Source organism: Allomuricauda sp. CP2A (genome assembly GCF_001683915.1).
Lineage (GTDB): Bacteria > Bacteroidota > Bacteroidia > Flavobacteriales > Flavobacteriaceae > Flagellimonas.
The window spans coordinates 106,470-131,198 of the sequence record NZ_LXTT01000026.1; the positions used below are offsets into that span (position 1 = coordinate 106,470).

Annotated in this window: 21 protein-coding genes and 1 pseudogene; 6 read left to right on the forward strand and 16 right to left on the reverse strand. The window is 42.7% G+C overall.

What is annotated here, in order from left to right:
- Window positions 1-13 precede the first annotated feature (13 nt).
- The 10 genes from A7D14_RS03220 to hemA form a co-directional block, all read right to left on the reverse strand.
- Complete coding sequence (locus A7D14_RS03220; protein ID WP_141673204.1) at window positions 14-709, reverse strand: hypothetical protein; 696 nt, start codon at window positions 707-709, stop codon at window positions 14-16.
- A complete protein-coding gene (locus tag A7D14_RS03225; protein ID WP_067029871.1) occupies window positions 706-4,698 on the reverse strand; it encodes a BspA family leucine-rich repeat surface protein in 3,993 nt (1,330 codons plus the stop codon). The genes A7D14_RS03220 and A7D14_RS03225 overlap by 4 nt, the downstream gene beginning before the upstream one ends.
- 211 nt (window positions 4,699-4,909) lie before the next feature.
- Window positions 4,910-5,896, reverse strand: coding sequence for a porphobilinogen synthase (gene hemB / locus A7D14_RS03230; RefSeq protein WP_067029872.1), 987 nt, complete (start codon window positions 5,894-5,896; stop codon window positions 4,910-4,912).
- Between the two features lie 22 nt (window positions 5,897-5,918).
- Window positions 5,919-6,707 carry a PhzF family phenazine biosynthesis protein gene (locus A7D14_RS03235; RefSeq protein ID WP_067029873.1) on the reverse strand — a complete coding sequence of 263 codons (789 nt, stop codon included), beginning with the start codon at window positions 6,705-6,707 and terminating at the stop codon, window positions 5,919-5,921.
- A 28-nt stretch (window positions 6,708-6,735) separates the two neighbouring features.
- On the reverse strand, window positions 6,736-7,638 hold the full coding sequence (gene hemF, locus A7D14_RS03240) for an oxygen-dependent coproporphyrinogen oxidase (RefSeq protein ID WP_067029878.1): 903 nt from the start codon (window positions 7,636-7,638) through the stop codon (window positions 6,736-6,738).
- The gene (locus A7D14_RS03245) at window positions 7,635-8,126 is read right to left on the reverse strand and encodes a DUF6973 domain-containing protein (RefSeq protein WP_067029879.1); all 492 of its coding nucleotides are present in this window, start codon (window positions 8,124-8,126) and stop codon (window positions 7,635-7,637) included. The genes hemF and A7D14_RS03245 overlap by 4 nt, the downstream gene beginning before the upstream one ends.
- Window positions 8,123-9,148, reverse strand: a complete 1,026-nt coding sequence (gene hemE / locus A7D14_RS03250; protein WP_067029881.1) for a uroporphyrinogen decarboxylase — start codon at window positions 9,146-9,148, stop codon at window positions 8,123-8,125. The genes A7D14_RS03245 and hemE overlap by 4 nt, the downstream gene beginning before the upstream one ends.
- Window positions 9,149-9,210: 62 nt before the next feature.
- On the reverse strand, window positions 9,211-9,942 hold the full coding sequence (locus A7D14_RS03255) for a uroporphyrinogen-III synthase (RefSeq protein ID WP_083157955.1): 732 nt from the start codon (window positions 9,940-9,942) through the stop codon (window positions 9,211-9,213).
- Window positions 9,920-10,846, reverse strand: coding sequence for a hydroxymethylbilane synthase (hemC, locus tag A7D14_RS03260; RefSeq protein WP_067029882.1), 927 nt, complete (start codon window positions 10,844-10,846; stop codon window positions 9,920-9,922). The genes A7D14_RS03255 and hemC overlap by 23 nt, the downstream gene beginning before the upstream one ends.
- A complete protein-coding gene (hemA, locus tag A7D14_RS03265; protein WP_067029883.1) occupies window positions 10,843-12,099 on the reverse strand; it encodes a glutamyl-tRNA reductase in 1,257 nt (418 codons plus the stop codon). The genes hemC and hemA overlap by 4 nt, the downstream gene beginning before the upstream one ends.
- Window positions 12,100-12,291: 192 nt before the next feature.
- On the opposite strand from hemA, the gene A7D14_RS03270 reads away from it, so the two are divergent.
- Together A7D14_RS03270 and A7D14_RS03275 are read left to right on the forward strand one after the other, a co-directional pair.
- Entirely contained in the window at window positions 12,292-13,188 is an 897-nt protein-coding gene (locus tag A7D14_RS03270) for an AraC family transcriptional regulator (RefSeq protein ID WP_067029884.1), read from the forward strand.
- 11 nt (window positions 13,189-13,199) lie between these two features.
- A complete protein-coding gene (locus A7D14_RS03275) occupies window positions 13,200-13,961 on the forward strand; it encodes a ThuA domain-containing protein (RefSeq protein WP_067029885.1) in 762 nt (253 codons plus the stop codon).
- On the opposite strand, the gene A7D14_RS03280 is transcribed toward A7D14_RS03275, so the two are convergent.
- Both A7D14_RS03280 and A7D14_RS03285 read right to left on the reverse strand, forming a co-directional pair.
- A complete protein-coding gene (locus A7D14_RS03280; RefSeq protein WP_067029886.1) occupies window positions 13,947-14,798 on the reverse strand; it encodes an N-acetylmuramoyl-L-alanine amidase-like domain-containing protein in 852 nt (283 codons plus the stop codon). The genes A7D14_RS03275 and A7D14_RS03280 overlap by 15 nt on opposite strands.
- The gene (locus A7D14_RS03285) at window positions 14,788-15,858 is read right to left on the reverse strand and encodes a mechanosensitive ion channel family protein (protein ID WP_067030222.1); all 1,071 of its coding nucleotides are present in this window, start codon (window positions 15,856-15,858) and stop codon (window positions 14,788-14,790) included. Before A7D14_RS03285 ends, A7D14_RS03280 begins: the two co-directional genes overlap by 11 nt.
- Window positions 15,859-16,010: 152 nt before the next feature.
- On the opposite strand from A7D14_RS03285, the gene hemH reads away from it, so the two are divergent.
- The 3 genes from hemH (at window position 16,011) to A7D14_RS03300 (ending at window position 19,676) form a co-directional block, all read left to right on the forward strand.
- The gene (gene hemH / locus A7D14_RS03290) at window positions 16,011-17,057 is read left to right on the forward strand and encodes a ferrochelatase (protein ID WP_067030224.1); all 1,047 of its coding nucleotides are present in this window, start codon (window positions 16,011-16,013) and stop codon (window positions 17,055-17,057) included.
- A gap of 106 nt (window positions 17,058-17,163) precedes the next feature.
- A complete protein-coding gene (locus A7D14_RS03295) occupies window positions 17,164-18,540 on the forward strand; it encodes an MATE family efflux transporter (RefSeq protein WP_067029887.1) in 1,377 nt (458 codons plus the stop codon).
- A 110-nt stretch (window positions 18,541-18,650) separates the two neighbouring features.
- Window positions 18,651-19,676, forward strand: a complete 1,026-nt coding sequence (locus tag A7D14_RS03300) for a lactonase family protein (RefSeq protein ID WP_255307375.1) — start codon at window positions 18,651-18,653, stop codon at window positions 19,674-19,676.
- Here the strand turns inward: A7D14_RS03300 and A7D14_RS03305 are convergent.
- From A7D14_RS03305 to A7D14_RS03320, 4 genes are all read right to left on the reverse strand, one after another.
- Entirely contained in the window at window positions 19,673-20,608 is a 936-nt protein-coding gene (locus A7D14_RS03305) for an SMP-30/gluconolactonase/LRE family protein (RefSeq protein WP_141673205.1), read from the reverse strand. The two genes, A7D14_RS03300 and A7D14_RS03305, sit on opposite strands and share 4 nt — an antisense overlap.
- Before the next feature lie 7 nt (window positions 20,609-20,615).
- Window positions 20,616-21,707 (reverse strand): DNA helicase PriA, encoded by a 1,092-nt coding sequence (locus A7D14_RS03310; RefSeq protein ID WP_067029891.1) that lies wholly within the window; start codon window positions 21,705-21,707, stop codon window positions 20,616-20,618.
- Window positions 21,708-21,871: 164 nt separating this feature from the next.
- Window positions 21,872-23,005 (reverse strand): SPFH domain-containing protein, encoded by a 1,134-nt coding sequence (locus tag A7D14_RS03315; protein WP_067029893.1) that lies wholly within the window; start codon window positions 23,003-23,005, stop codon window positions 21,872-21,874.
- Between the two features lie 31 nt (window positions 23,006-23,036).
- Window positions 23,037-23,477 (reverse strand): YybH family protein, encoded by a 441-nt coding sequence (locus A7D14_RS03320; protein ID WP_067030227.1) that lies wholly within the window; start codon window positions 23,475-23,477, stop codon window positions 23,037-23,039.
- 122 nt (window positions 23,478-23,599) lie between these two features.
- On the opposite strand from A7D14_RS03320, the pseudogene A7D14_RS03325 reads away from it, so the two are divergent.
- Window positions 23,600-24,720, forward strand: a pseudogene (locus A7D14_RS03325) (DUF2891 domain-containing protein).
- Window positions 24,721-24,729 lie beyond the last annotated feature (9 nt).

Here is a 24,729-nt window from a genome sequence, read left to right on the forward strand (position 1 = left end):
TGATTCAAATTTTTCAGTCAGGAGCAGTAACTACACTAGTTGAAATGGATGCACTACCATGTGGGTCTATTGATATGATCTCAATATCGTAAGAGGATCCAGCTTCAAAGTCTATGGGATTGATGGATGTATCACCATAATCCGTTTCTTGCATAAGAACCAGTTCATTCTTTTTTACGGTAACATCATAAGTCAAAACATCTCCATCTTCATCGTTACCCGCCCAAGAAACCAGCATCTGAGTATTGAAAGTCACGGTTATTTCAGCGGCATATGGGGCGTAATTGCCCAAGGGCGTTCCTGGGCTGGTAAAAGAATAAGTATCGCCTTTGGTTTCACCATCTTCATTTATGGAAGTTAAAAACCAAGAATAGGTTTTGCCCCGATTCAATTGTACTTCGGTTTCAAGGATATTGAAGGTACTTGAAAACACCTCATTAGAACCTTCCAAAATGACAAGATTGTAGTTTTCGGCATTTTGCGCTGCGTTCCATTTAAATGCAACCAAGACTTTGGAATTGTCATTTTCCACCACTGTGTAATCGGCACAGGGTTCACCATTTTCTGGCAAAACCCCAATGGTTTTTTCCGGTGGGGTTAAATTTTCCGGAGGAGAAGGAGGTGGAGTTTCATCCCCCGATGAACTGCAAGAGAGAAACAAGAAGATCATTAGAATGGAGGTGATTGTGAAGAATTTTGCTCTTATCATCTTTTAATGATTTTTAGGGTTCGCTGCTCTCTTTCCATAAAAAGTTTTAAAACATACAGTCCGGACCTCATCGTTGATAAGTCCAAAGTATTTTCTTGCCCATCTAAGCGCTTTTCTTTGATCATTCTTCCTGTAAAATCAAAAAGTTGTGCTTTAGTAGCGGCGTTTGAATAAATGTTAATGGTTGAAGAGGTGATTGTAGGGAAAACTTCAATGGAACCACCGAGATAAAAACTATCTGAAATTATTCCTTGGCAATCGCTCTCACCAAAAATGGATATCGCTATTGGGCCAGATGGAATATGGTCAAGCAAAATTATTTGTTGGCCAGAATCCGCAAAGGAGAAATTCTTCTTCTCATCGTTAATCAAAACCTGGTAATTTCTGCTGCCTGCAACAGTGTATGTAACCGTTGCTGTTTTGGAGTCGAGCATAGCTCTTTTACCAGTGACCGATTCCAGAGAATTAATGGTAGACACATACTTTTGGTCGAATAGAACTTCTGGAATGGAAATGGAAATGGAATAGGAACCCACAGGTAAATTGTTAACCTTAAATGGAGTTCCGGAGGGAACATCCATAAATTGATTGGAATAGCTTTCGCCCTCTAGGGCGATATCAAGCAAATGTCCCTCGGTTTCCATAGTTATTTCAATGGAGCCATCTTCACTGTCGATACAGCTTGGCGTTGTAGCATACACTTTAATGGCCGTATTGGGAATCATTTCGCAGCCATTGGCATTGACCACGGCTCCGGGTTGGGTGTCAAGGCAGGTATCCAAATGATCAAGAACACCGTCCTCGTCATTATCTTCATTGCACAAGGGCACTTTTCCTGAATCGTTAATCGTCCATCCATACGAGTCAATAATAGATTGGCGCGCTTCTTCCGATTCACAATATTGACTGTCACCAGCATCAAAGATGACATTGGTTTGTAAGGAAGGGAGATTAGCCCAAGCCGCTAATGTTTTATCATAATTTTCTAAGGATATTCCAGAGTTTTCAAACATCAAGCTCATATTCTCAACATTGCTAACGTCCCAACTAGAAATATCTCCATCAAAGGCCACCGCTCCTTCAAACATGCCCGCCATACTGGTTACACTTGAGGTATCCCAACTGCCTAAATCTTGATTAAAGGAAGTGTTGTTCAAAAATAAGCTTCCCATATTTAGTACGTTGCTCACATCCCAATTAGTAATGTCAGAAGTGAATGAATTTGCTTCTACGAACATCAGGTTTAGTTCGACTGCATTGGACATGTCCCAGATTCCAATGGGTTGGTCAAAACTTGCTGCGCTATTAAACATTGCCGTGAAATTTTCAATATTTGAGACATCCCAGCTCGAAATATCCTGATTAAAGGAGGTAGCAGCTTGAAACATTCCCGAAAGGTTGGTCACTTTTGGAAAACGCCATTGGCTTATGTCTTGGTTAAAAGAATAGGCAAAGCTAAACATGTAAAATATTCTCTCAGCATTACTAACATCCCAATTACCTATGTGTTGGTTAAATGACTCTGCTTGGAAGAAAAAATAGTCCATATAAACCATGTTTGAAACATCCCACCCACCGATGTTTTGATTGAACAAAGAGCAACCCAAGAACATGGATGATCCATCGATAATGGTTGAGACATCCCAAAGAGCAAAACTTTCGATTCCCAACAAGCTTGAGCAGTTAAGAAACATCCCTTGCGTACTGATCACATTTTCCAAATTTGGTATGTCAGTTGCAACGACATCCAATTCCCGACAACCTGAAAAGGCAGAACTAAAATTCCTCCATTTAATATCTCCCCATTGATTTACCTGGGTAATTTTAAGATTGGAGTCTTGATTTCCTTGAAAGAGAATTGCTGGAAATTCTCCGGAAATTGCCACTTGGTAGGTGCCGGCCACGGCATACGTATGGGTGATATCCCCTGTTACATTCGTATCCGATGTGCCATCGCCCCAATCCACCGTATAATCGTAGGTCTCAAACGGAAAAGTGGGGATTGTAATTTGATTGTCTCCTGATGTTCCGGGATTGTCCGTTTTCCAGGTGGTAATAAATTGGCATTCACTATTTTCACCGGCATCGTTTATGGTCCATCCATAAGAATCAATAATGGATTGGCGTTCTTCTTTAGCATTGCAGTAATAATTATTTGGAGCATCTAATTGGACCCCATTTTGCAAAGAGGGTAATTGGCTCCATCCAATCAATATGGTATTGTAATTTTTATTGGAAAGTCCAGAACCATTGAATAGGTTATTCATTACTTCTACGTTCGCAACATTCCACTGGCTCAAATCTTGGTTAAAGGATGATGCGTTTTCAAACATGCCAAACATGTATCTAACATTTGACACATCCCAATTACCAATCGGGATATTAAAATTAACGGCATCTTTAAACATATTAGTTGTAGAAGAATCTTCAATGGCCCAATTTGAAATGGATTCATTTCCCACTAGTGTAGTGCAGCCCAAAAACATTGCGTTCAAGCTAACTCCCCTTGAAAAATCGGGAATGTCAGTCGCTTTCACGTCTAAGTTTTCACAACCAGCAAATGCGTAAGACATGGATTTCCATCGGTTGGTTCCCCACTGGTCAATAGAAATAATCTTTAAGTCATCTGGATTTTTGAGAGGAACCTCGTAGGACAATTGAGAACCGTTAAAATAAATTCTGGGAAACTTCCCAGTTATTGATACCACATATTCGCCAGGTGCTGCATAGGTGTGCGTTATGTCTTCGGTAACCCCTTCATCAAATGTGCCATCGCCCCAATCTACCCGATAATCATAGATCTCTCTAGGATTTGTAGGGATGGTGATTTGGTTGTCATTGGATGGGCCGGGGTTATCCGTTTTCCAAGTTGTAATAAATGCACGTTCAGCTTCGCAATTGCTTCCATGGTCATTAATTGTCCAAGCAAAATTGGTAATCAAAGAATTTCTCTCTGCTTCTGCTGAACAGTAAACAGCATCATTTGCACCCAACACAACTCCAAATTTCAAGTTAGGAAGTTGTGCCCAAGCGGTTAAAATTGCATCGTAATTTTCTCTGGAAAGATCAGAGTCATCAAAAGCATTTGACAAATCAGTGACATTTGAAATATTCCAAGAACTGAGGTCTTGATCAAAATCTCCTTGACTGAACGCATGCCGCATGCTAATGGCATTTTCAACATTCCAATTTGTAATATCATGATTAAAATAGGTGCTGTTGAATATAAAATCAAAGAACTGCACATTACCGACATCCCAACTAGAAATATCCTGATTGAACGAGCTACTTCCAAAAAGACCTGACATATTTGTCACATTGCCGACATTCCAAGTGCTGATATCCATATTAAAACGGCTACTATAAAACATATAGGACATATCTTCGACCAGGTTAACATCCCAAGAGGAAATATCTTGGTTAAAGGCTGATTTATCAAACATACCAGACATATCTGTGATGGTGCTTACATCCCAAGAATTAAAATTTTCAACACCATTGAAGCTGCCGAACTCTCTGTTCCCAGCAGAATCAATAGAGTAATAACAGTAGTAGAACATTCTTCTAAGACTGGTAACATTTGAAAGGTTGGGAGCGTCATTAGCTGCAACCGATAAGTTAGAGCATCCAGCAAATGCCGATTGCATAGAGCTCCATTGGATATTTCCCCATTGTTTGATATTCAAAAGTTTATCCTTGTCTCCGGTTTCATTGAAAAATATTCTGGGGAAACTTCCCGTAACAGAAATTTGATACGTTCCAGACGAGGCATACGTATGGGTAATATCTCCAGTTACATTGGTGTCCGATGTGCCATCGCCCCAATCCACCGTATAATCGTATGTCTCGCCCGGGTAAGTGGGAATTGTAATTTGATTATCTTCCGATGTTCCCGGATTATCGGTTTTCCAAGTGGTAATGAATTCAGATTGGGCTTGTATGTAAACGCCAACAAGACACAATAGAAAGGCAAGGTAATTTTTAAGCATGTTTAGTAGGTTGTTCAGTAAGTGCAAAAGTTAGACTCCGAGTAAAGATAATTAACCTCAAAAGAAATGAGAATAATATGGATAAAGAGCTAAAAATTAACTTTTAAAGGATTTTCTTTCAAAAATTGCTCAAATCACAAACACTTTTGTAAGAAACCGGAAAAAACCAAGCTACCAAAAGAGCGCATTAAATAGAAACACCGAAGAAACATCATAGCAATTTTACGGCCTCTTTAGCAAAATACGAAGCGATAATATCTGCCCCGGCACGTTTTATAGCCGTCAATTGCTCCAATACCACAGCATCATGGTCTAACCAGCCTTTCTCGGCGGCGGCTTTTACCATGGCATATTCCCCTGAAACTTGATATACGGCAACGGGAACTTCTACTTCATTTTTGATTTCCCGAACAATATCCAAATAGCACAAACCGGGTTTAACCATCACGATGTCGGCACCTTCGTCAATGTCCATTTGGGTTTCTTTGATAGCTTCATACCGATTGGCATAATCCATTTGATAGGTTTTTTTGTCTTTGGGCACATTGGCAATATCAACAGGTGCAGAGTCCAGAGCATCGCGGAAGGGGCCATAAAAGGCGCTTGCATATTTAGCGGAATAGGCCATAATACCCGTATTGGTGAAGCCTTCGTCCTCCAACGCTTCGCGGATGGTTAAAACTCTACCGTCCATCATATCGCTGGGGGCCACAAAGTCGGCTCCTGCCTTGGCGTGGGATACGCTCATTTCTGCCAGAACCTCAGCGGTTTCATCATTCAGGATTTGCCCTTCGGCCACAATACCATCATGTCCGTAGGACGAAAAAGGATCTAACGCGACATCGGTCATCACCAACATTTGTGGGCAGGCGTTTTTCACCGTTTTTATGGCACGTTGCATCAGACCGTTCGGGTTTAGGGCTTCAGTTCCTTTATTATCTTTGAGCTTATCATCAACCTTCACAAAAAGAAGCACGGAACAAAGTCCCATTTTCCAGAGTTCCTTTACTTCTTTTTCAAGATTGTCCAAACTCAACCTAAAATAGTTGGGCATTGAAGCAATCTCTTCTTTCACTCCTTTGCCTTCCACTACAAAAAGAGGCACTAAAAAATCATCTGGGGTCAAGGTGGTTTCCCGAACCAATCTTCTAACGGATTCGGATGCGCGGAGTCTTCTGTTTCGTATGAGTGGATACATAGTTGATAGTTTTAATCTGAAATCAAATATCGATTTCACCAGTTAAATAAAGTGCGGCTTTTCCTGAAATCTTCACTCGCTCACCCAAGTATTCGCAGACCAAATCACCACCTCTTTTGGAAAGCTGTTTGGCGGTCATTTTGGATTTGCCCAAAACGTCTGACCAATAGGGGCTAAGTGAAGTGTGCGCCGAACCTGTAACGGGGTCTTCGGGAATGCCACAAGCGGGAGCAAAAAAGCGGGATACAAAATCCACCTCGTCCCCCGGAGCGGTTACGATAACCCCCCGAACATCCAATTGCGCCAACAGATGGTGGTTGGGTTCAAGGGCTTCAATTTCCTTTTGGGATTGATAGACCATCATGTAATCCGTTTTGCCCTTCAGGGTTTTAATCGGGCTTTGTCCAATGGCATTGTCCAATGCTTCCATATTTTGAATGGCTATCAGATTGTCTGTCGGAAAGTCCATAGTCAACCAGCCATTATCTGCCTTGCTAACAATAAGCTCTCCGCTTCGGGGCGAATAAAACTGAATGGTATCTTTTTTAAGGTCATAAAAATGGAACAATACATAGGCCGTGGCCAAAGTTGCGTGTCCACAGAGGTCGACCTCCACTTCTGGCGTGAACCATCGCAATTCGTACTGGTCATCTTTTTTGACGGCAAAGGCGGTCTCGGCCAAATTGTTCTCTTGGGCAATTTTTTGCATCAATTCTGGGCTCAACCATGAATCCAAAATGCAGACCGCAGCGGGATTTCCGCCAAAAATCTGGCTGGTAAATGCATCTATTTGGTAAATTTTCTGTCTCATAGGCTTGGTTTCAAGGCAAAACTACACATTAAACCCAATCTTTTGGGTTTTGCAGTACTTCTATCAATTGCTCTTCCTCACTTCCTTTTTGGGGATGATGGTCATATCGCCATTGGACGTGGGGCGGTAAGCTCATCAAAATACTTTCGATGCGGCCATTGGTTTTCAGGCCAAAAAGGGTGCCTTTGTCGTGCACTAGATTGAACTCCACATAACGTCCCCGTCTAATTTCTTGCCAATCGCGTTGTTCTTTAGCGTAGGGTAGGTCTTTTCTTTTTTCAACAATAGGAGTGTAGGCCTCCAAAAAACTGTCCCCGACCTCCGTCACAAAATTGTACCAGTCCTCCATGCTTGTTTCTTCGGTTGCTTTGCAATAATCGAAGAACAATCCACCAACTCCACGGGCTTCGTTTCGGTGTGAGTTCCAAAAATAGTTGTCGCATTTCTTTTTGTAGTCCCGATAAAATTCTGGGTTGTGGGCATCGCAGGCTTTTTTGCAAACCGCATGAAAATGGGCTGCATCTTCCTCGAACAAATAGTAGGGGGTGAGGTCCTGTCCGCCACCAAACCATTGGTCCACGATGTTACCCTCCTTGTCGTACATCTCAAAATAGCGCCAGTTGGCATGCACGGTGGGCACCATCGGACTTTTGGGGTGAATCACCAAACTGAGGCCGCAGGCAAAGAAATCCACATCATCCACTCCAAAATAGTTTTGCATACTTTTTGGCAAGGGGCCGTGCACTTTGGAAATGTTTACGCCCCCTTTTTCAAAAACAGCTCCGTTTTCAATGACTCGGGTTGTACCGCCACCGCCTTCTTCGCGTTCCCAAAGGTCTTGCTGAAACGTAGCGATGCCATCCAGTTCTTCCAGTTTTGAAGTGATGCTATCCTGTAGTTTTTGAATGTATGTGTAAAACTTATCCTTCATTTTTCTAAAATATGTACCATTCGGTTTTTATGGTCAGAAAGGGTTGAATTTTCATCAATTTTGGTGGATTCCAAAGTCATTTGCTTTATTAACGCGATGACCTTTTGTTCTGATTTCTCTCTGTTTTGCTCAAAAATGAAACGTCCCACTTCGTTATTGTGCAAATCCATTGCTTCGGGCAATTTATTATTGGGAAATGAAGCCTCGTGCCAATCTGTCACCTTTTTGGCCCAAGCTAATACGACTTCCTCATTTTCTTGCCATTTAAAACACCGTTTTGCAATCAGATAATTCCAAAAAGCGTGTCTAAACGCATTGGCAGGGCCATTTTTATGATGGAGCTTGCCGTAGTTTTTGGTGGAGATGGCTATGCAATCCTTGGTAGCTTTTAGGGTTGGCCAAATAAAATGGGGACGGCTTAGTCCAATACCTAGAACTTTCAGTATATTTTTAAAATCAACCCGTTTTAGTATTGCAAAAAGGTTCACTCCTTGTATTCTTTTACGGTATCAATAAATGCCTTTGCATTCTCTACAGGAATATGTGGCAAAATACCGTGACCCAAGTTTACGATGTACTTGTCCTTGCCAAAATCACGAATCATTTGGGTGACCATTTCCTTGATTTTTTCTGGTGGTGAAAGCAAGCGGGCAGGATCAAAATTACCTTGAAGGGTCACATTTCCTCCGGTTAAATATCTTGCATTTTGAGGGGAACAGGTCCAATCAACTCCAACGGCCGAAGCTCCAGAGTTTGCCATTTCTTTTAAAGCGAACCAGCATCCTTTTCCAAATACGATTACGGGCGCTTCATCCTTTAAGGCATCCACAATCTGCTGCATATATTTCCAAGAAAATTCTTGGTAGTCCTGTGGTGAAAGCATTCCGCCCCAAGAATCAAAAACCTGAACAGCATTTACACCAGCTTTGACCTTTGCTTTAAGGTAGGCGATGGTGGTGTCCGTTATTTTTTGAAGCAATTCATGCGCAGCTTCGGGCTGGGTAAAACAAAATCCCCTGGCTTTGTCAAAACTTTTGCTACCCTGACCTTCCACGCAATAGCAAAGAATGGTCCACGGAGAACCTGCAAACCCAATCAAGGGAACTTCATCATCTAATTTTTCCTTGGTCATGGTTATCGCATCCATCACATAACCCAGCGTGTCCTGAATATCGGGAACAATCACCTTGTCCAAATCGGCTTGGGAGCGGATAGGGTTGGGCAAATAAGGCCCAAAATTGGGCTTCATCTGCACCTCGATGTCCATGGCCTGCGGAATCACCAAAATGTCACTGAACAAAATCGCTGCATCCATGCCGTATCGGCGAATGGGCTGTACTGTGATTTCGGAAGCCAGTTCTGGAGTCTGACAACGGGTAAAGAAATCGTATTTTTTACGGAGTTCCATAAACTCGGGCAAATAGCGTCCTGCCTGTCGCATCATCCACACGGGTGGACGTTCAACGGTTTCACCTTTTAAAGCTTTTAGGAACAAGTTGTTTTTTATCATAAATTTTAATTTGTCATTCCTGTACTTCGTTTAACTCAGTATAAACTCCATCAGGAATCTTTTTAAGGTTTTTTTGGATTCCGCATCGTGCTTCGACTTCCTGCCCGTCCGGCAGGCGGGCGCTCAGCATCCGTGCGGAATGACAGTTCTTTTATCGCCTGTACCAACACATTTTCCACGGTTGGTTTGTTGGCTATAATGATATGGTTTGAGTGCTTTTGGGCTTCTGCTGCTGTGGTTTCCCCAATACAGAACAAGGTACTGTTCCCTAATGAGTTTTCTGAGAGATAGCTTCGGATCCCACTGGGACTAAAGAACAGAATGCCATCAAAATCCCTTTGAAATGCCTTTGGATTTAGATGGGTATGATACACCTCCACCTCTTTATACTGAACGTTATGTTTTGTGAGCACATCGGGAAGTTCATCTCTCCTCTTGTTTCCACAAAGGAATACAAATGTCTCGTTTTGATTTCGTTTTACAATGTTTTTGGCCAATTCTGATGCATATTCGGCCATTGCTACAACTTTTAGCCCATTTTCTACCAAGATAGACTTTGTCTTTTCACCAACACAAAAAGCGTTGAATTTAGTTTTATTTAAGTCTTTTGTTTGATTTAAAAAGGCCTTTACCGCATTTTTGCTCGTGAAAATGTAGTTGACGCAGTCCAAAGGAATTTTTACATTCAGAAATTCAATTTTTAGGGCATCGTACTCCACCAATCCCAAACCGGAATTTAGAAAAAGCTCCTTTTGTGAAGGGGTCAGTATTTTAGTGGAGAGCACTGTTTTCATTTCTGATTTCCTGCATCAATTTATCGCCTCCTTTTTGCAAAACCTCTTCGGCAGAAGTTTTCCCAATGCCTTTGGCATCGGACAATTTCACTTCTTTTTTGATGTCGATTTTCTGTTTTCCATCCAACGAGAAAACAACCCCTTCAAAATGAAGAGTTCCATCATTTAATTGGGCCAAAGCGCCTATTGGAGCGGTACAGCCGCCTTCCAAGGTGCGTAGAAATTCACGCTCAATAGTAGTGCTGATTTCAGTTTCGGGATGGTTGAGTTTGCCCAATGCTTCTTTGGTGAAATCGTCCTCTTCCTTGGCCACGACCAACATAGCTCCTTGGGCTGGTGCTGGAATCATCCAGTCCAATTGAACTGCATCTTTTGGCAAAAGCTTAATACGCTCCAACCCTGCCTGAGCAAAAATGGCACCCTGCCAATCGTTTTCAATGAGTTTTAGGAGCCTGGTGTTGACATTTCCCCTGAGATCAACGACTTTGTGGTTGGGATATTTGTTCAACCATTGAGCTTTTCGCCGCAAGCTACCTGTTGCGATTGTGGCTGGCTGGTCAGTCTCCAAAAAACGGGAACCTTTGTGCACCAAAACATCATGGGTTTCAGCACGCTCCAAAACCGCCACTTGAACAATTCCTTTGGGCAGTTGGGTGGGCACATCTTTCATAGAGTGTACCGCAATGTCAATGTCTCCTTTAAGTAAAGCTACATCCAAAGTTTTGGTAAAGATACCCGTTACCCCGAGCTCATACAAAGGCTTGTCCAATACTTGGTCTCCCAAAGATTTGGTTGGCACCAAAATGGTGTCGTACCCAAGTGCTTCCAGCTTTTGTTGCACGGTGGTTGCTTGCCACAGCGCGAGTTCGCTGTCGCGGGTGCCAATGCGGATGATTTTGCTCATTTGGAGTGAAGTTCTAGCTGAAATACTTTCTGGATCAGTTCCAGACTATCATCCGTGTCCACCTCGTTGCTCTTTAAGTGGTTGGCAAACTGTTTGGTAATTTTTTGAATGATCCGGTCTGAGATGATTTCTGCCTGAAGTTGGTCAAAACCTTCAATTTTTTTGGTCTGAAAATCGATTTCCTCGGTTTTCATCGTGTTCAGTTTGTCCTTGAGTGCATTGATTACTGGAGCAAACTTGCGGGTTTCCAACCATTTCAGGAAATCCTTTTTTACTTTTTCTATGATAGCTTCCGCTTTAGGAACATATTCCTTTCTTTTGGCCAAGTTCTCATCCGTAATCTGTGATAGTTGGTCTAAATGCACCAAAGTTACATTGTCCAATTCCTTCACATCATCGGATACATTTTTGGGGACGGATAAATCCAAGACCAATAATGGTTTTTTGGGATAAATCAACGCTTTGGAAACAGTGGGCAATTGTGCTCCCGTAGCCACGACAAGAATATCGGTTTTGCGGATTTCGGTTTGTAGATCGCCATAATCCTTCACGGTCAATTGAAATTTGCCTGCAATGTCTTCCGCTTTTTCACGAGTTCGGTTAATCAAGGTAATGTGGGAGTTGTTGGAATGCTTCACTAAATTCTCGCAGGTGTTTCTTCCAATTTTTCCTGTTCCGAACAAGAGTATGTTCTTGCTGGAAATGTCGTCCACATTGTCCAAAATATATTTTACCGATGCAAATGCTACCGAAGTAGCTCCCGATGAAAGTTCCGTTTCGTTTTTGATGCGCTTGCTGGCCTGAATCACAGCATTGCACAAGCGCTCTAGGAACGGATTGGCCATTTCTTGTTTTTTGGAGCGATAAAAACCTTGCTTTATTTGACTGATGATTTCGAAATCGCCCAAAATCTGGCTATCGAGACCCGTTCCCACTTTGAACATATGCGAAATGGCATCGTGGTTTTTGTACACGTAGGCCACTTCCTGAAATTCTTCAACAGTTCCATGGGTCTCGTCACAAAGTAACTTGATAAGTTGGTAAGGGTGCTGTGCAAAACCGTAAAGCTCGGTTCGGTTGCAGGTGGAAATGGCCAGTAGGCCATCAATTCCAATTTCCTTTGCCTTGCCCAAAATATGGTCAATGGCAGGAACATCCAGACTGAACTTTCCTCTAACCTCTGCATCCGCCTTCTTGTAACTCAACCCAACGGCATAGAAGGAATTATGTTTTGAAATGTGGTAGTTCCTCATAAAGGATATAAATCGCAGCACAAAAATAGCAGGCTTATTTGTCAAAAAATAACGCTAGCGGAACTATAAATAATCAACAAAACATTTTTCGCCCCAAATTCTACGCAAAATGGCGAAAAACATTATTTTTATTGGTAAATTTGATGTTCATAAATCTAATTTAGAGCGATTCTAAATTGAAAATTGTGTGGAATGAAATCAAACATTGCCGTTGAAAATATCGCCAAAGGTTCCTATGATGAAATTTTGGTGGAAGATGGATTTTATATCCTTAAGATTCAGAACGATACAAAGGATTTTCAAATGATTGAGCGTGATATTGACAGCTCCTTTATCCAGTTTCATTTTTGTTTGAAGGGTAAATCCCTGTTCAACTTCAATGAAGGACATTACCAATTGGAAGTGACCGAGGAAAACTCATTGTTGCTTTATAATACCCGAAAAGATTTACCGCTCAACCTGACGGTTTCTCCAAATTCATGGTTGCTTTCGGTGGTCATGACCATTCGCAAGTTCCATTCCCTGTTTTCCAATGAGGCCGATTACATTCCATTTTTAAGTGGCGAGAACCAAGAAAAAAAATACTATTCCCAAGAAGTGGTGTCACCTGCCATTGCGGTGGTATTGAGTCAGTTGATGAATTATAACCTGCACCCATCCATTAAAAAACTCTACATAAAGGGGAAGGTGTATGAACTCATTTCCCTGTATTTCAACAAAACAGAGGAGGCCGATTTGGAACAGTGTCCTTTTTTGGCCGATGAGGATAATGTGCGCCGTATAAAAATGGCCAAGGAAATCATGATTTCCCGAATGGCCGAGCCGCCAACCTTGGCCGAACTGTCCACTGAAATAGGATTGAGCCTAAAAAAGTTGAAAGAGGGCTTCAAACAAATCTATGGCGATTCGGTCTACGGCTTTTTGTTCGATTACAAAATGGAATATGCCCGCAAAATGCTGGAAACCGGAAAACACAATGTGAACGAGGTTGGGTTAAAAGTGGGATATAGTACGGCCAGTCATTTTATCACTTCTTTTAAAAAGAAATACGGCACCACGCCAAAAAAATATTTAACTTCAAACACATAAATACAACGACAATGAGATTTCTTTTTTCGTCCTTTTTGGCAATATGTTTTGTGGTCACAACTTTTGGACAAGACACACCCAATTCCAAAGAAACCGATAGTATAAAAATGCCGGAACTGGTCATGGTTTTTACCAAAACGGCAGGCTATCGTCACCAAGCCATTGAAAAAGGTGTCCAGACCCTTAGGCAATTGGGCCGACAAAATGGATTTGTGGCATTGCAGACCGAGTCTTCAGAAGATTTTAGTGCTCAAAACCTCAAGAATTACAGATTGGTTGTTTTTCTAAATACCACTTTAGATGTGCTGAATGATAGTCAACAAAAAGCTTTTGAAAATTATATTAAAGAGGGAGGGAGCTATTTGGGTATCCACGCTGCATCGGACACGGAGTACAACTGGCCATGGTATGGTAAGTTGGTAGGCGGATATTTTGTGGACCATCCCAATAACCCCAATGTTCGGAGTGCAAAGGTCAAAGTGGTGGATAAGTCCCACCCTTCAACTTCACATCTTCCCGACGTTTGGTCCCGTAATGACGAATGGTACAACTTCAAGGATTTAAACCCAAATGTAACGGTGCTTATGAATTTGGATGAAAGTAGTTATGAAGGAGGCACCAATGGAGCTAACCACCCTATTGCCTGGTATCACGAGTTTGATGGAGGCAGGTCTTTTTACACAGGAGGGGGCCATACCGAAGAATCGTATGATGAACCCAATTTCAGGCAACACCTCTTGGGAGCCATTGAATGGTGCCTAAAGCGGGAGTAATGTGGGCCGCGCCACAATGATTCCAATATTACTTTTAATATTTTTTAGGTAATCTGCCAAAGGCAATTTGGAGATTTCCACTTGTCCATTTTTACTGGAGGCATGCAATAGATGCAATTTTCCATCAGGTTGATGGATGGCGATACCGGTGTGGGTCACATCCAATCCTTTTATGGAAGTTGCCAAAGCAATGATATCACCATTTTGGATAAGGTGTTCTTTGTTTTCAATTTGATCTTGGGGTAAATAACAGAGTTCTTCTTTGGCCAATTCCTTTTCCACTTGAAGCATGGCCTCAAAATTTTGATCATCCGCTAAAAAAGGGTACAGATTTCGGTGCGTGCCCATAAAATTGATGGTTTTGTTCAGTGGCACACCGCCCAGTTCCGAGGTAATATCCTCTACCAAACCCTTCTTCTGATTATTTCGAACCCACTCCGTAAAATAATGTAAACGAGAAGGATAGCCATTTAAAATGCCATTTCTATACCGAATGGTCTCCAAATTTCCCGTAAACGCATCAAAAGAATGCTGTTCTTCCTTGAGCATGGCACCAAATGCCAGTACATTTTCAACAAAAGTGGTGCAATCCAGGCCACCAAAATTGATCACCAAGGTTTCGGTATTGCCAACTTCAAGGGTTTTTTCCACATAAGGTGTTCCCATAAAAGATGTACCCACCATAACAAGGGTATCCCCTAAATTAGAAGCTTTGATTTGTTGGAGCTCGGTAATTTTGGATTCAAAAAGAGACCGGTCCTTGGGGGAACAAGTGATCTGCTGACCATGGGCCATCACACCAAAAAGCAAAAGTAGAAATGCTATTCTATGATTCATTTTTATTGGTATCAGGTTGTTGCAACAGCACCCGGGTCCTAGCAATACTTTCCGGATAATTTTCCTGGAGGTACATAATCAATTTTTCACGAACATGCACCCTTAGGTCCCAAGCGGTGGAGGAGTCCTTGGCGCTCATCAAGGCCCGTACCTCCACATAATTGGGTTTGGAATCCGTAACCTGTAGTACATTGACCTCCCCATCCCACAAGGCTGTATTTTGTAAAATCCGGGTCAATTCCTCCCGAAGTTTATCAAAAGGGATCGTGTAATCCACATACAAAAAAACGGCCCCCAAAATATCGGCTGAGGTCTTGGTCCAGTTTTGGAAAGGTTTATCTATAAAGTAGAGTGTGGGAACAATCAACCGCCGTTTGTCCCAAATCCGAACGACCACATAGGTGAGGGTAATCTCCTCAATACGGCCCCATTCCCCTTCCACAATGACCACATCATCCAACTTTATGGGCTGGGCAATGGCAATTTGGATGCCTGCCAAGATGGTTCCAATAAATTTTTGGGCCGAAAACCCAATAATGATACCCGCTACCCCGGCAGATGCAAAAATACTGATGCCCACTTCCCGAATTTCTTGAAAGCTCATAAGGGCAAGACCCGTAGCCAGAACAATAACAATGAAAATAACAATACGCTCCAAGATCGTAAATTGGGTATAGATTTTTCGGGCCTTTAAATTATCCGTTTCACCCACATCATAGTTTCTAAGGATGACCTGTTTTACAATCTTTAAAAGAGCAATGATCAGCCAGGTCATGGCAAGTATGAACAACAAGGTGCTGGATTTTCTAAACCAATAACCGGCATCTTCCAGATTCAACACATCGCGCAAGGCATTCATCCTTACGAGAATCGATAGAAAAATCAGTACCAGAGGCACTGCCAACTTCCTGAAAGAACCAGAAGGAAGGAGGTATTTAGGATTCTTGCCCAAACGCTTCAATAAAATTGAAGTCACCCAATACAGAAAGATCAAGCCCAAAAGGGCAAGCCCAAGATATATCAGTGATTCTTTTGAAACGTTCTCGAAAAATGAGTCCATATCAACAAAAATAGGGGAGAAAAGTATACAGTAGCGAATAGCACCCTCGGTTTTTGGATTGAATTTCATTATTTCCCCATAAGAAAGTATTTTGAATCGGAAAATGCAAAGTCGACACCAAGTTGTATTTTTGGAACCTAAAACAAAAAACTGTGCCAAAAGGAGTTTTATTGGTCAATTTGGGCTCGCCCGATAGCCCCACCCCCAAAGACGTAAAGCCGTATTTAGATGAATTTTTAATGGATGAGCGTGTTATAGACGTGAACCCCATTCTCAGGAACATCATTGTACGCGGAATTATTTTGAATACCCGTCCCAAACGTTCTGCGGAAGCCTATTCCAAAATCTGGTGGGATGAAGGTTCTCCACTCATTGTTATCTCAGAACGATTCACTGAAAAAGTGCGTCAACAGAGCAATCTTCCCATTGCCTTGGGAATGCGGTATGGCTCCATGACCATAAAGAATGCCCTTCAAGAATTAAAGGATAAGGGGGTTGATGAGATTCTACTGGTGCCTTTGTATCCCCACTATGCCATGTCTTCCTATGAGACGGTAGTGGTAAAGACCATGGAAGTACAACAAGAACATTTCCCCGAGATGCACTTGACCACCTTGCCCGCTTTTTACAGCAATCCGGATTATGTGAAAGTGCTATCAAAAAGTATTGCTGAAGGATTAAAGGATTTTGAATACGACCATATCTTGTTTTCATATCATGGGATTCCGGAGCGGCACATCAAAAAATCGGATCCAACCAAATTTCATTGCAAAATAGACGGACAATGCTGCAAAACCAACTCAGTGGCGCATCATACATGCTACAAGCATCAGTGTTTGGACACTACGGAACTGGTCAAGGAAGCATTGGGATTGGACGAAACAAAAATAAGTTCATCCTTTCAATCCAGATTGGGCAGCGATCCTTGGCTACAACCTTTCACAGATAAGGAATTTGAACGATTGGCCCAAGACGGCAAAAAACGATTGGCGGTGATCACTCCGGCATTTGTAAGCGATTGTTTGGAGACCTTGGAGGAAATTGCCATGGAAGGCAAACACCAATTTCAGGAAGCCGGGGGAGAAGACTATATCCATATTGCCTGTTTGAACGATAGGGACGATTGGGCCGGTTTAATGGCAACATGGATCAAGGAATGGCAAGAAAAGGGTGTGCTTCCCGAAATCAGGGTTCAGTAGGAAAATCAAAAAACTAAAAAGTAGCAAAGTAAATTTGACAAACGTATTGTAGTTTTGGAGATACCAGACTGCATACAGATTTCACTCTCAAAGCACAAGCATTGGCATGGCCAAAGTAACCTCTGAAGAACTTGGGGTAGAACCCATTGGAAAATTGCTCATCAAACAGGCCTTACCCGCTTCCATTGGTATCTTGGTGATGTCCTTGAACGTCCTGGTGGATTCCATTTTCGTGGGAAATTGGATTGGCTCCATCGCCATTGCCGCCATTAATGTGGTGCTTCCCGTTTCGTTTTTTATTGCTGCCTTGGGAATGGCCATCGGTATTGGGGGGTCCAGTATCATATCAAGGGCACTGGGGGCCAACAATAGGGAAAAGGCCCTTAAGACCTTTGGCAACCAAATAACATTGACCTTGATCGTTACCATTTCTATGGTAGCTTTGGGACTCTACTACGTAGATAGCCTCATCCCAGCCTTTGGAGGAAAGGGGGCCATCTTTGATCCTGCCAAAATTTACTATACCATCATTCTGTACGGAGTGCCGTTTTTGGCCCTTTGTATGATGGGCAACACAGTGATCAGGGCCGAGGGAAAACCAAAATTTGCCATGATCGCCATGATCATACCCTCAGTGGGGAACCTCTTGATGGATTACATTTTCATTTATGTGTTTGATTGGGGGATGCACGGAGCCGCTTGGGCTACCACCATAGGATATTTGCTGTGCTTCGGGTATATTTTGTATTTCTTTCTTTCCAAAAACTCCGAGTTAAAAATAAGCCTGCCCCATTTTGGGCTCGATTTGCCCATCTTGAAGGAAATAGGATCGCTCGGTTTTGTGACCTTGGCCCGACAGGCCGTTACCAGCATCACCTATCTGTTGATGAACAACATCCTCTTCAATTTGGGCGGAGAGGCCATGGTGGCCGTGTATGCCATTATCGGTAGAATGTTGATGTTTGCCCTGTTCCCGGTTTTTGGGGTTACCCAAGGATTCTTGCCCATTGCCGGATTTAATTTTGGGGCCGAAAAATATGATAGGGTCAAGGAATCCATCTATACGGCCATAAAATATGCCGCTTTGGTAGCGACTATTGTGTTTGTGGTTCTGATGGTATTTCCGGGGGAGATAGCTTCACTGTTTTTGAGCAATCGCCCTGAACTTTCCCAAAAAGAACTGGCAACAAACGCTTTTGTGCTGCAACATGCCCCTTTTGCCATGCGGTTGGTCTTTGCTGCCACACCCATTATCGCGTTACAGTTGATAGGGGCCGCTTATTTTCAAGCAGTTGGGAAAGCCATACCAGCTTTGCTGTTAACCTTGACCAGACAAGGTTTCTTTTTTATTCCCTTGATTTTGGTATTGCCCTATTTTATGGAAGAGACAGGTGTGTGGATATCGTTTCCTATTGCGGATGTGCTTTCTACAGTGGTAACTGGAATATATTTGGCCAGGGAAATCAGAACCCAACTCAGCTAAACTTTTTAATGTCAAATACATAAATTAGATAACTCTTGAAAAAAATGCTTTTGCTTAGCCTTTTGGTTGTTTTAGGAATTACCTGCGGAAAAAAACCAGAAGAAAAACTAATGTACACGCTATTTGTGGGAACCTATACTTATGGAGACAGTGAAGGCATCTATTCGCTTCAATTCAATGCTGAAACTGGAAGTTTGGACTCCTTGACATTGGCCGCTAAACTGTCCAATCCTTCCTTCTTGACCATTTCAAAGGACAAGCAAAACCTTTATGCGGTTCAAGAAACTTCAGATTTTGATAGTTTGGGCGGAGGAGTCACCGCCTTTAAGCTTAATGAAGGAATTTTGGAACTACAAAATAGTATGGCTACACAAGGGGCAGGTCCTTGCCATGTATCTCTTTCTGGTGATGGGCATTTGGCAGTTTCCAATCACGGTGGAGGCAACGTGGCCCTTTTCAGTTTAAAAAATGATGGGTCGATTATGGGCACACCCCAAATTATAGACCACAAAATTTTAGATACCACCAAAACGGCCCACGCCCATATGGCACAGTTTAACAAGAATGAGCTTTTTGTGGTCGATTTTGGATTGGACGCCATTAAACGATATGAATTAAAGGAAGGTGAATATGTTCCTTTAGAACAAACTTCGCTGCCACTTTCTGATAATGCAGGCCCACGCCATTTTACGTTCGGACAAAATGGAAAGATGCTATATGTGATCAATGAACAGGAAAACACCATAGTTGTATTTCAAAAAGATAGTAAAGGAAACTTCAACACTATTCAGACTATAAATACCTTGGACTCAGATTTTAAAGACAAGAGCTACTGTGCCGATATTCATTTGTCCCCCGATGGCAAATTTTTATATGGCTCCAACAGAGGGGAGGACACTATTGTAATTTTTACCGTTGACTCTATTTCCGGAAAATTGACGTTGGTGGGAAGGGAACCTGTTCGTGGAGATTGGCCTAGAAATTTCACTTTAGATCCCACAGGAAAGTTTTTGTTGGTGGCTAATGAAAAGACCAACAATATTGTGGTGTTTAAAAGAAATGAAGAAACTGGAACCCTTGCTTATGTAGACGAAATTGAGTTACCAGCACCAGTTTGTTTGAAGTTCCGATATTAGAAGTCTAATTTCTTTTTTGCCAAGCGGTAATTCTCCAATTGGGTTGGATCAATGATGGTAGTGTTCTCTTGGTTAAAATTATCCAACTGGGAGTCTGCTACAAAATACATGTAATTTTTATGGATGGCGAAAGTAGTAGGGATGTCCGAGGGGTGTTCAAATGTTACTATTTTAGTTTCCGATAGAATTTCGGTACCCGCTTCATTCAAGCCAAACTGAAAGACCCCATTATGGGAAGGATCACGTTTTGCATTGACAATGGCAATGAGCTTGTTCCGATAAAACTTCATCCCATCAACACCCTTAAAAGTATTGGGTTGGTTGAGTAACTTTTTGCTGGCAATATCCAAAATCCGGATACCACTGGTGTACGAAGCCAGGTACAGATACCTGTCATCACTGGAAATGGCGATGCCATTGGAGTGTTTCACTGCTTCGTTGGAAAAAAAGACCTCCAGTTCGTCCGTAGTTTTGTTGATGGTGTAAATGTCAGTGCTTTCCGAATCCGTGATATAAATGTTCCCTTTTGAATCTACAGCAAGATCATTCAAGAAGACAAAACTCCCATTGTCTAACGGGTACGATTTGATGAGTTCTCCCGAAATTGTATGCAACAACAGCAAGACGGATTTATTGTTTTCCTTTGACAAACCATTCCCCAAAGCATAAAGCGTATTCCCCTGTATGGTCATCCCAAATCCGGAGAGGTATCCGTGTTCATGACTTGACAGAAAATCCTCGGCATTGCTACCATCTAAATTGCATCGAACAATCTTGGCACTTTTTAAACTGTTCAGGTACACTTTTTGTGAAACCGGGTCCACAGCAATACCCTCAGGGATGAGGTCTTTTTCAAAATGAAGTTCAATAGAGTTTTTGGGCTGCACGCAGGAAGCCAGCAAAACGAACAAAGAAAAAAAGCATCTTTTCATACCAGTTTTATTTACCAAAAAAGAGAACAAAAAGTCCAATCACTGTCAAACCTAAGAGCACCGCAAAGAAAATCTTCCAGAAACTATAGGGCCGCGTACCAGAAATTTGCCCATTTTCCCCGTTGATAAAGAAATTGTATTCCTTGCCTTGGTACCGATAGGCACTTACATAAACGGGCAATAAAATGTGCTTAAAGGTCTCTTCCGAGAGTTGCATATCCATGCTGGTCACTCGTTGTGTATCTCCGCCGATGTCCTGTCGGCACCAGCGCTCCGCAATGTCACGGGCCACTTCCTTGGAATGGAGATGTCCTTCTTTTAAGGCGATGGTATATTTTTCCGTAACAAAACCCGACAAGAAACTACTGTCAAACGGTTGGAGTTTCTGCAAATTCCACTGGGCAATCTTTTGGGGAATCCGTCCCGATTTTTGGTGGGAAGCTTTGATCAAGGTATCATCCACAAAGCCAGAAACCTGTCCAGCGGCCGGATACCATCTTGTTTTTCGAACCCGTTGTGTTACCATTTTGCCATTGGCGTTCCGTACCCTTCGGGTTTCATAATAGTATTCACCACGTTGACCTGTATACGAGGCAGAAAGTTGGGCATCAAAAGTCCAATAGGGCAGGTAGAGCCCTTTTGTAAATTGAGGGTCGAGAGCGGCTTTTTTCAGTTTGTTGGGAGCAAACCAGAGTCGTTTTACCCATTTCTTAAAAATGGCAAACGAAGCTTTTTGGTCAAGCTGAAAAGGGAGTACCGCACCGGGCAGAATCCAATTTTCCTTGTAAGCATCCTCTATGACCAAGGGCATACCGCAATAGACGCAGTGCAGCGATTTATAATTTTCCTCAACATGTTGGTCGGCACCACAATTTTTACAGTGCAGCATGGAGATTTCCTCACTGTGCCGTTGCGCCCCCATTTCCTGGAGGTAGGGATACAGTTCCAACTCCTCAAACCCTTTTTCATCCAGTTTGATGGTTTCCTCATATCCACAATACGCACAACTGATCTTGGTGGTGCCGGGCTTGTATTTAAGTTCGGCACCACAGTTGACACAGGCTTTCTTGAGTTCTGTTTTTTTTATGGTTTCTTCCATGCTATCATTCCCACGAACCTGCCTATCGGTAGATAGGGGCGGGAATCTCATAATTTTGGGTTCTTATTTGTCATACTGAGCGAAGCGAAGTATCTCAATTATTTTTGTAGGTTTCATGAGATTCTTCATCCACCTTTGGCGGATTCAGAATGACAAAATGAAAATTATTGTCCCGGTAGCGGTGGTGGCGTATTGCCGCCCAAGAACGATTTTAGTTCCTCCACTTCCTTCAATGGGGTCCATGCTGCCATACCCTGTTTCCAGACCAAACTGTCCCTGTTGATGGTTCTTCCTGCGAAGAGCGCCTGCAACTGTTCAAACGAAACCGGACCATGTTGCGTGCCATTCATGGCATAAAAATACTGGATTGGCGTGGGCATGGGTGGAGGAGTTTGGGCCGCTGCCGGTTGTCCTTGAACGGCACCACCCATTTGAGGGTTCATCATGCCCCCCATTTGCTGGGCCAAAACAAAGCCCATTCCCATTCCCATTCCGGCCCCAGCTGTTCCACCCTCATTTTTGGCTGCTGCTTCAATGGCTTTGGCGGTCTTGAACTTGGTGAGTTTGTCCAAATCCAATTTGTCAATACGGCTGTACTCAAAGATTTCCTTCTTGAGGTCTTCGGGCATGGAGACATTTTCTATATAGAATTTCTCCAATGAAATGCCCACACTCTGAAACTCGGGCGCCATCACTTCACGGCAGGTGTCCGATAGTTCAGTCGTATTGGCCGCATAGAGCTCAATGGGCAGATTGGCCTGGCCAACCGTATTGGTGAATCGCGTGGCGATCAAACTTTTCAAGTGCTCGTTGATCTCAAAATTGGTGAAGTTGCTATCGGTCCCCACAATGTCGATGATGAACTTTCCAGCATCTGAAATTTTAAAAGCGTAGGTGCCAAAGGCTCTGATTTCCACCAAACCAAAACGGTCATCACTTAAAGTGATGGGACTCTTGGTGCCCCACTTCTCGTCAGTGAACAAATGCGTGTTCACAAAATAGACTTCAGCCTTGAAAGGTGAATTAAAACCGTATTTCCAACCCTTCAATGTGGTTAAAATGGGGAGGTTTTGGGTGGTGAGGTCATAGGTGCCCGGACCGAACACATCGGCCAGTTGCCCTTCATTGATGAACACGGCGGTCTGCCCTTCCCGAACAATCAATTTTGCCCCGTTCTTGATTTCGTTCTGGTAGCGCTCAAACCGATACGCAATGGTGTCATCGGTATAATCCAGCCACTCAATAATGTCAATAAACTCATTGCTGAGTTTTTCCTTGATCTTGCCAAAAATATCCATGGTTATAGTGTTTTATTAGTATTCAATTTAATTATTTCACCTCACAAGAGGTATCCGCAATAATCTTCCATTCTCCATCAAATCTTTTGAGCACCAGCATAAAAATACCATGCATATTGCCCACAGTTCTCGTCAGATCATATTCCCCCATCACCATATAGGCATCATCATTCACTTTGGAAATATCATTGGAAGTCAACTCAAGATGACCAAAATGCTCTTTGGACGGATAACTTTTCTTGTACCGATCCTTGGTGCTTTGCCACCCTTTTACCACTCCGGCACTTCCGTAAAAGGTAAGCTCCTCCGATTTCCAGTAGGTTTCCATAAACGTATCAATGTCGTAATCGTTCCAAGCATCTTGTTGTATGGACAGCACCTCCAAGATGTCTGCCTTGTCTTTGGCCTGATTTGGAGCTTGCGAAAACGAGGCTATGGAGAACAATAAAATCAGGTAACATAACTTTTTCATATCAGTTGGTCTTTGGAGCTTTAAATCTATGAAAAACGAACTTAGCTTCCGTTGGATTAGTATAAAATCGAGGGGTTTTGTTACATTGGCCTTCACCAAACGGATAAAAACGAAATAGCCCAATGAAGTTTCAACTAAAAATTCCCCTTGTTGCTGTTTTAATTCTTATTGTCTCCTGTGGAGAAGTGGCCGAAAAATCAAAATCAGAAGAAGCATCGGAGGTGGCGCCGACCATTCCTGAGAAAATCACGCTTACCTTGGAGCAGGCCAATACCTTGGCCAACCTTCCTTTGGAATGCGTGCAAAAGGAATACCCCAACAAGTTGGGGCACACCTTGGGCGACAAGGAAGATTTAGGAGAACCCCAAGCATTGCATCCCGCTTTTTACGGTTGTTTTGATTGGCATTCCTCGGTGCATGGCAATTGGTCCATGGTGCGATTGCTGAAGGAGTTTCCTGATGTGGAAGAAGCCGAAAGAATGCGTAGCATCCTTTCAGAAAACATCACCCAAGAAAATATTGCTGGAGAAGTGGAATATTTTGAAGGCGAGCACAACAAGAATTACGAGCGTACCTACGGTTGGGGTTGGTTGTTGAAATTGGCCGAGGAACTCCATACTTGGGATGATCCACTTGCGCGCGAATTGAAAACCAATTTAGAACCTTTGACGCAGCTTATTTCCCAAAAATTCATTGAGTATCTACCCAAATTACAATATCCGGTCCGAGTTGGAACGCATACCAATACAGCCTTTGCGTTGGCCTTTGCGTGGGATTATGCCCAGACCATGAACCATACCGCTTTGCTGGAAGCGATAAAACAGCGTGCTTTGGATTTTTATCAAAATGATGCTGGTTGTCCACTGACTTGGGAGCCCAGCGGAGCCGATTTCTTTCCCCTTGTTTTGAGGAAGTGGATTTAATGCGACGGATTTTGGGCAAGGAAGAATTTTTGAAATGGATGGAGCAGTTCATGCCCAGTTTACGAAAGCCCGATTTTGACGTAGCTGTGGCCTTGGTCGGTGACCGAGAGGATGGTCAATTGGTACACTTGGACGGATTGAACTTTAGTAGGGCTTGGGTATTGTTTGGGCTTGCCAATCAATATCCAAAAGAGTATGGGCATTTGGAGCCATTGGCTCACGAACATTTGGCCTATTCTTTCCCAAACCTGATTGGCGACAATTACGAAGGAGGCCATTGGCTGGGCACCTTTGCGATTTATGCTTTGGGGGAGCAATAAGGAAGTTTT

Coding starts and splice junctions, on each gene's coding strand:
- A7D14_RS03220 (WP_141673204.1), bottom strand. CDS start 709: ATGATAAGAGCAAAATTCTTCACAATCACCTCCATTCTAATGATCTTC.
- A7D14_RS03225 (WP_067029871.1), bottom strand. CDS start 4,698: ATGCTTAAAAATTACCTTGCCTTTCTATTGTGTCTTGTTGGCGTTTAC.
- hemB (WP_067029872.1), bottom strand. CDS start 5,896: ATGTATCCACTCATACGAAACAGAAGACTCCGCGCATCCGAATCCGTT.
- A7D14_RS03235 (WP_067029873.1), bottom strand. CDS start 6,707: ATGAGACAGAAAATTTACCAAATAGATGCATTTACCAGCCAGATTTTT.
- hemF (WP_067029878.1), bottom strand. CDS start 7,638: ATGAAGGATAAGTTTTACACATACATTCAAAAACTACAGGATAGCATC.
- hemE (WP_067029881.1), bottom strand. CDS start 9,148: ATGATAAAAAACAACTTGTTCCTAAAAGCTTTAAAAGGTGAAACCGTT.
- A7D14_RS03255 (WP_083157955.1), bottom strand. CDS start 9,942: ATGAAAACAGTGCTCTCCACTAAAATACTGACCCCTTCACAAAAGGAG.
- hemC (WP_067029882.1), bottom strand. CDS start 10,846: ATGAGCAAAATCATCCGCATTGGCACCCGCGACAGCGAACTCGCGCTG.
- hemA (WP_067029883.1), bottom strand. CDS start 12,099: ATGAGGAACTACCACATTTCAAAACATAATTCCTTCTATGCCGTTGGG.
- A7D14_RS03270 (WP_067029884.1), top strand. CDS start 12,292: ATGAAATCAAACATTGCCGTTGAAAATATCGCCAAAGGTTCCTATGAT.
- A7D14_RS03275 (WP_067029885.1), top strand. CDS start 13,200: ATGAGATTTCTTTTTTCGTCCTTTTTGGCAATATGTTTTGTGGTCACA.
- A7D14_RS03280 (WP_067029886.1), bottom strand. CDS start 14,798: ATGAATCATAGAATAGCATTTCTACTTTTGCTTTTTGGTGTGATGGCC.
- A7D14_RS03285 (WP_067030222.1), bottom strand. CDS start 15,858: ATGGACTCATTTTTCGAGAACGTTTCAAAAGAATCACTGATATATCTT.
- A7D14_RS03295 (WP_067029887.1), top strand. CDS start 17,164: ATGGCCAAAGTAACCTCTGAAGAACTTGGGGTAGAACCCATTGGAAAA.
- A7D14_RS03300 (WP_255307375.1), top strand. CDS start 18,651: ATGTACACGCTATTTGTGGGAACCTATACTTATGGAGACAGTGAAGGC.
- A7D14_RS03305 (WP_141673205.1), bottom strand. CDS start 20,608: ATGAAAAGATGCTTTTTTTCTTTGTTCGTTTTGCTGGCTTCCTGCGTG.
- A7D14_RS03310 (WP_067029891.1), bottom strand. CDS start 21,707: ATGGAAGAAACCATAAAAAAAACAGAACTCAAGAAAGCCTGTGTCAAC.
- A7D14_RS03315 (WP_067029893.1), bottom strand. CDS start 23,005: ATGGATATTTTTGGCAAGATCAAGGAAAAACTCAGCAATGAGTTTATT.
- A7D14_RS03320 (WP_067030227.1), bottom strand. CDS start 23,477: ATGAAAAAGTTATGTTACCTGATTTTATTGTTCTCCATAGCCTCGTTT.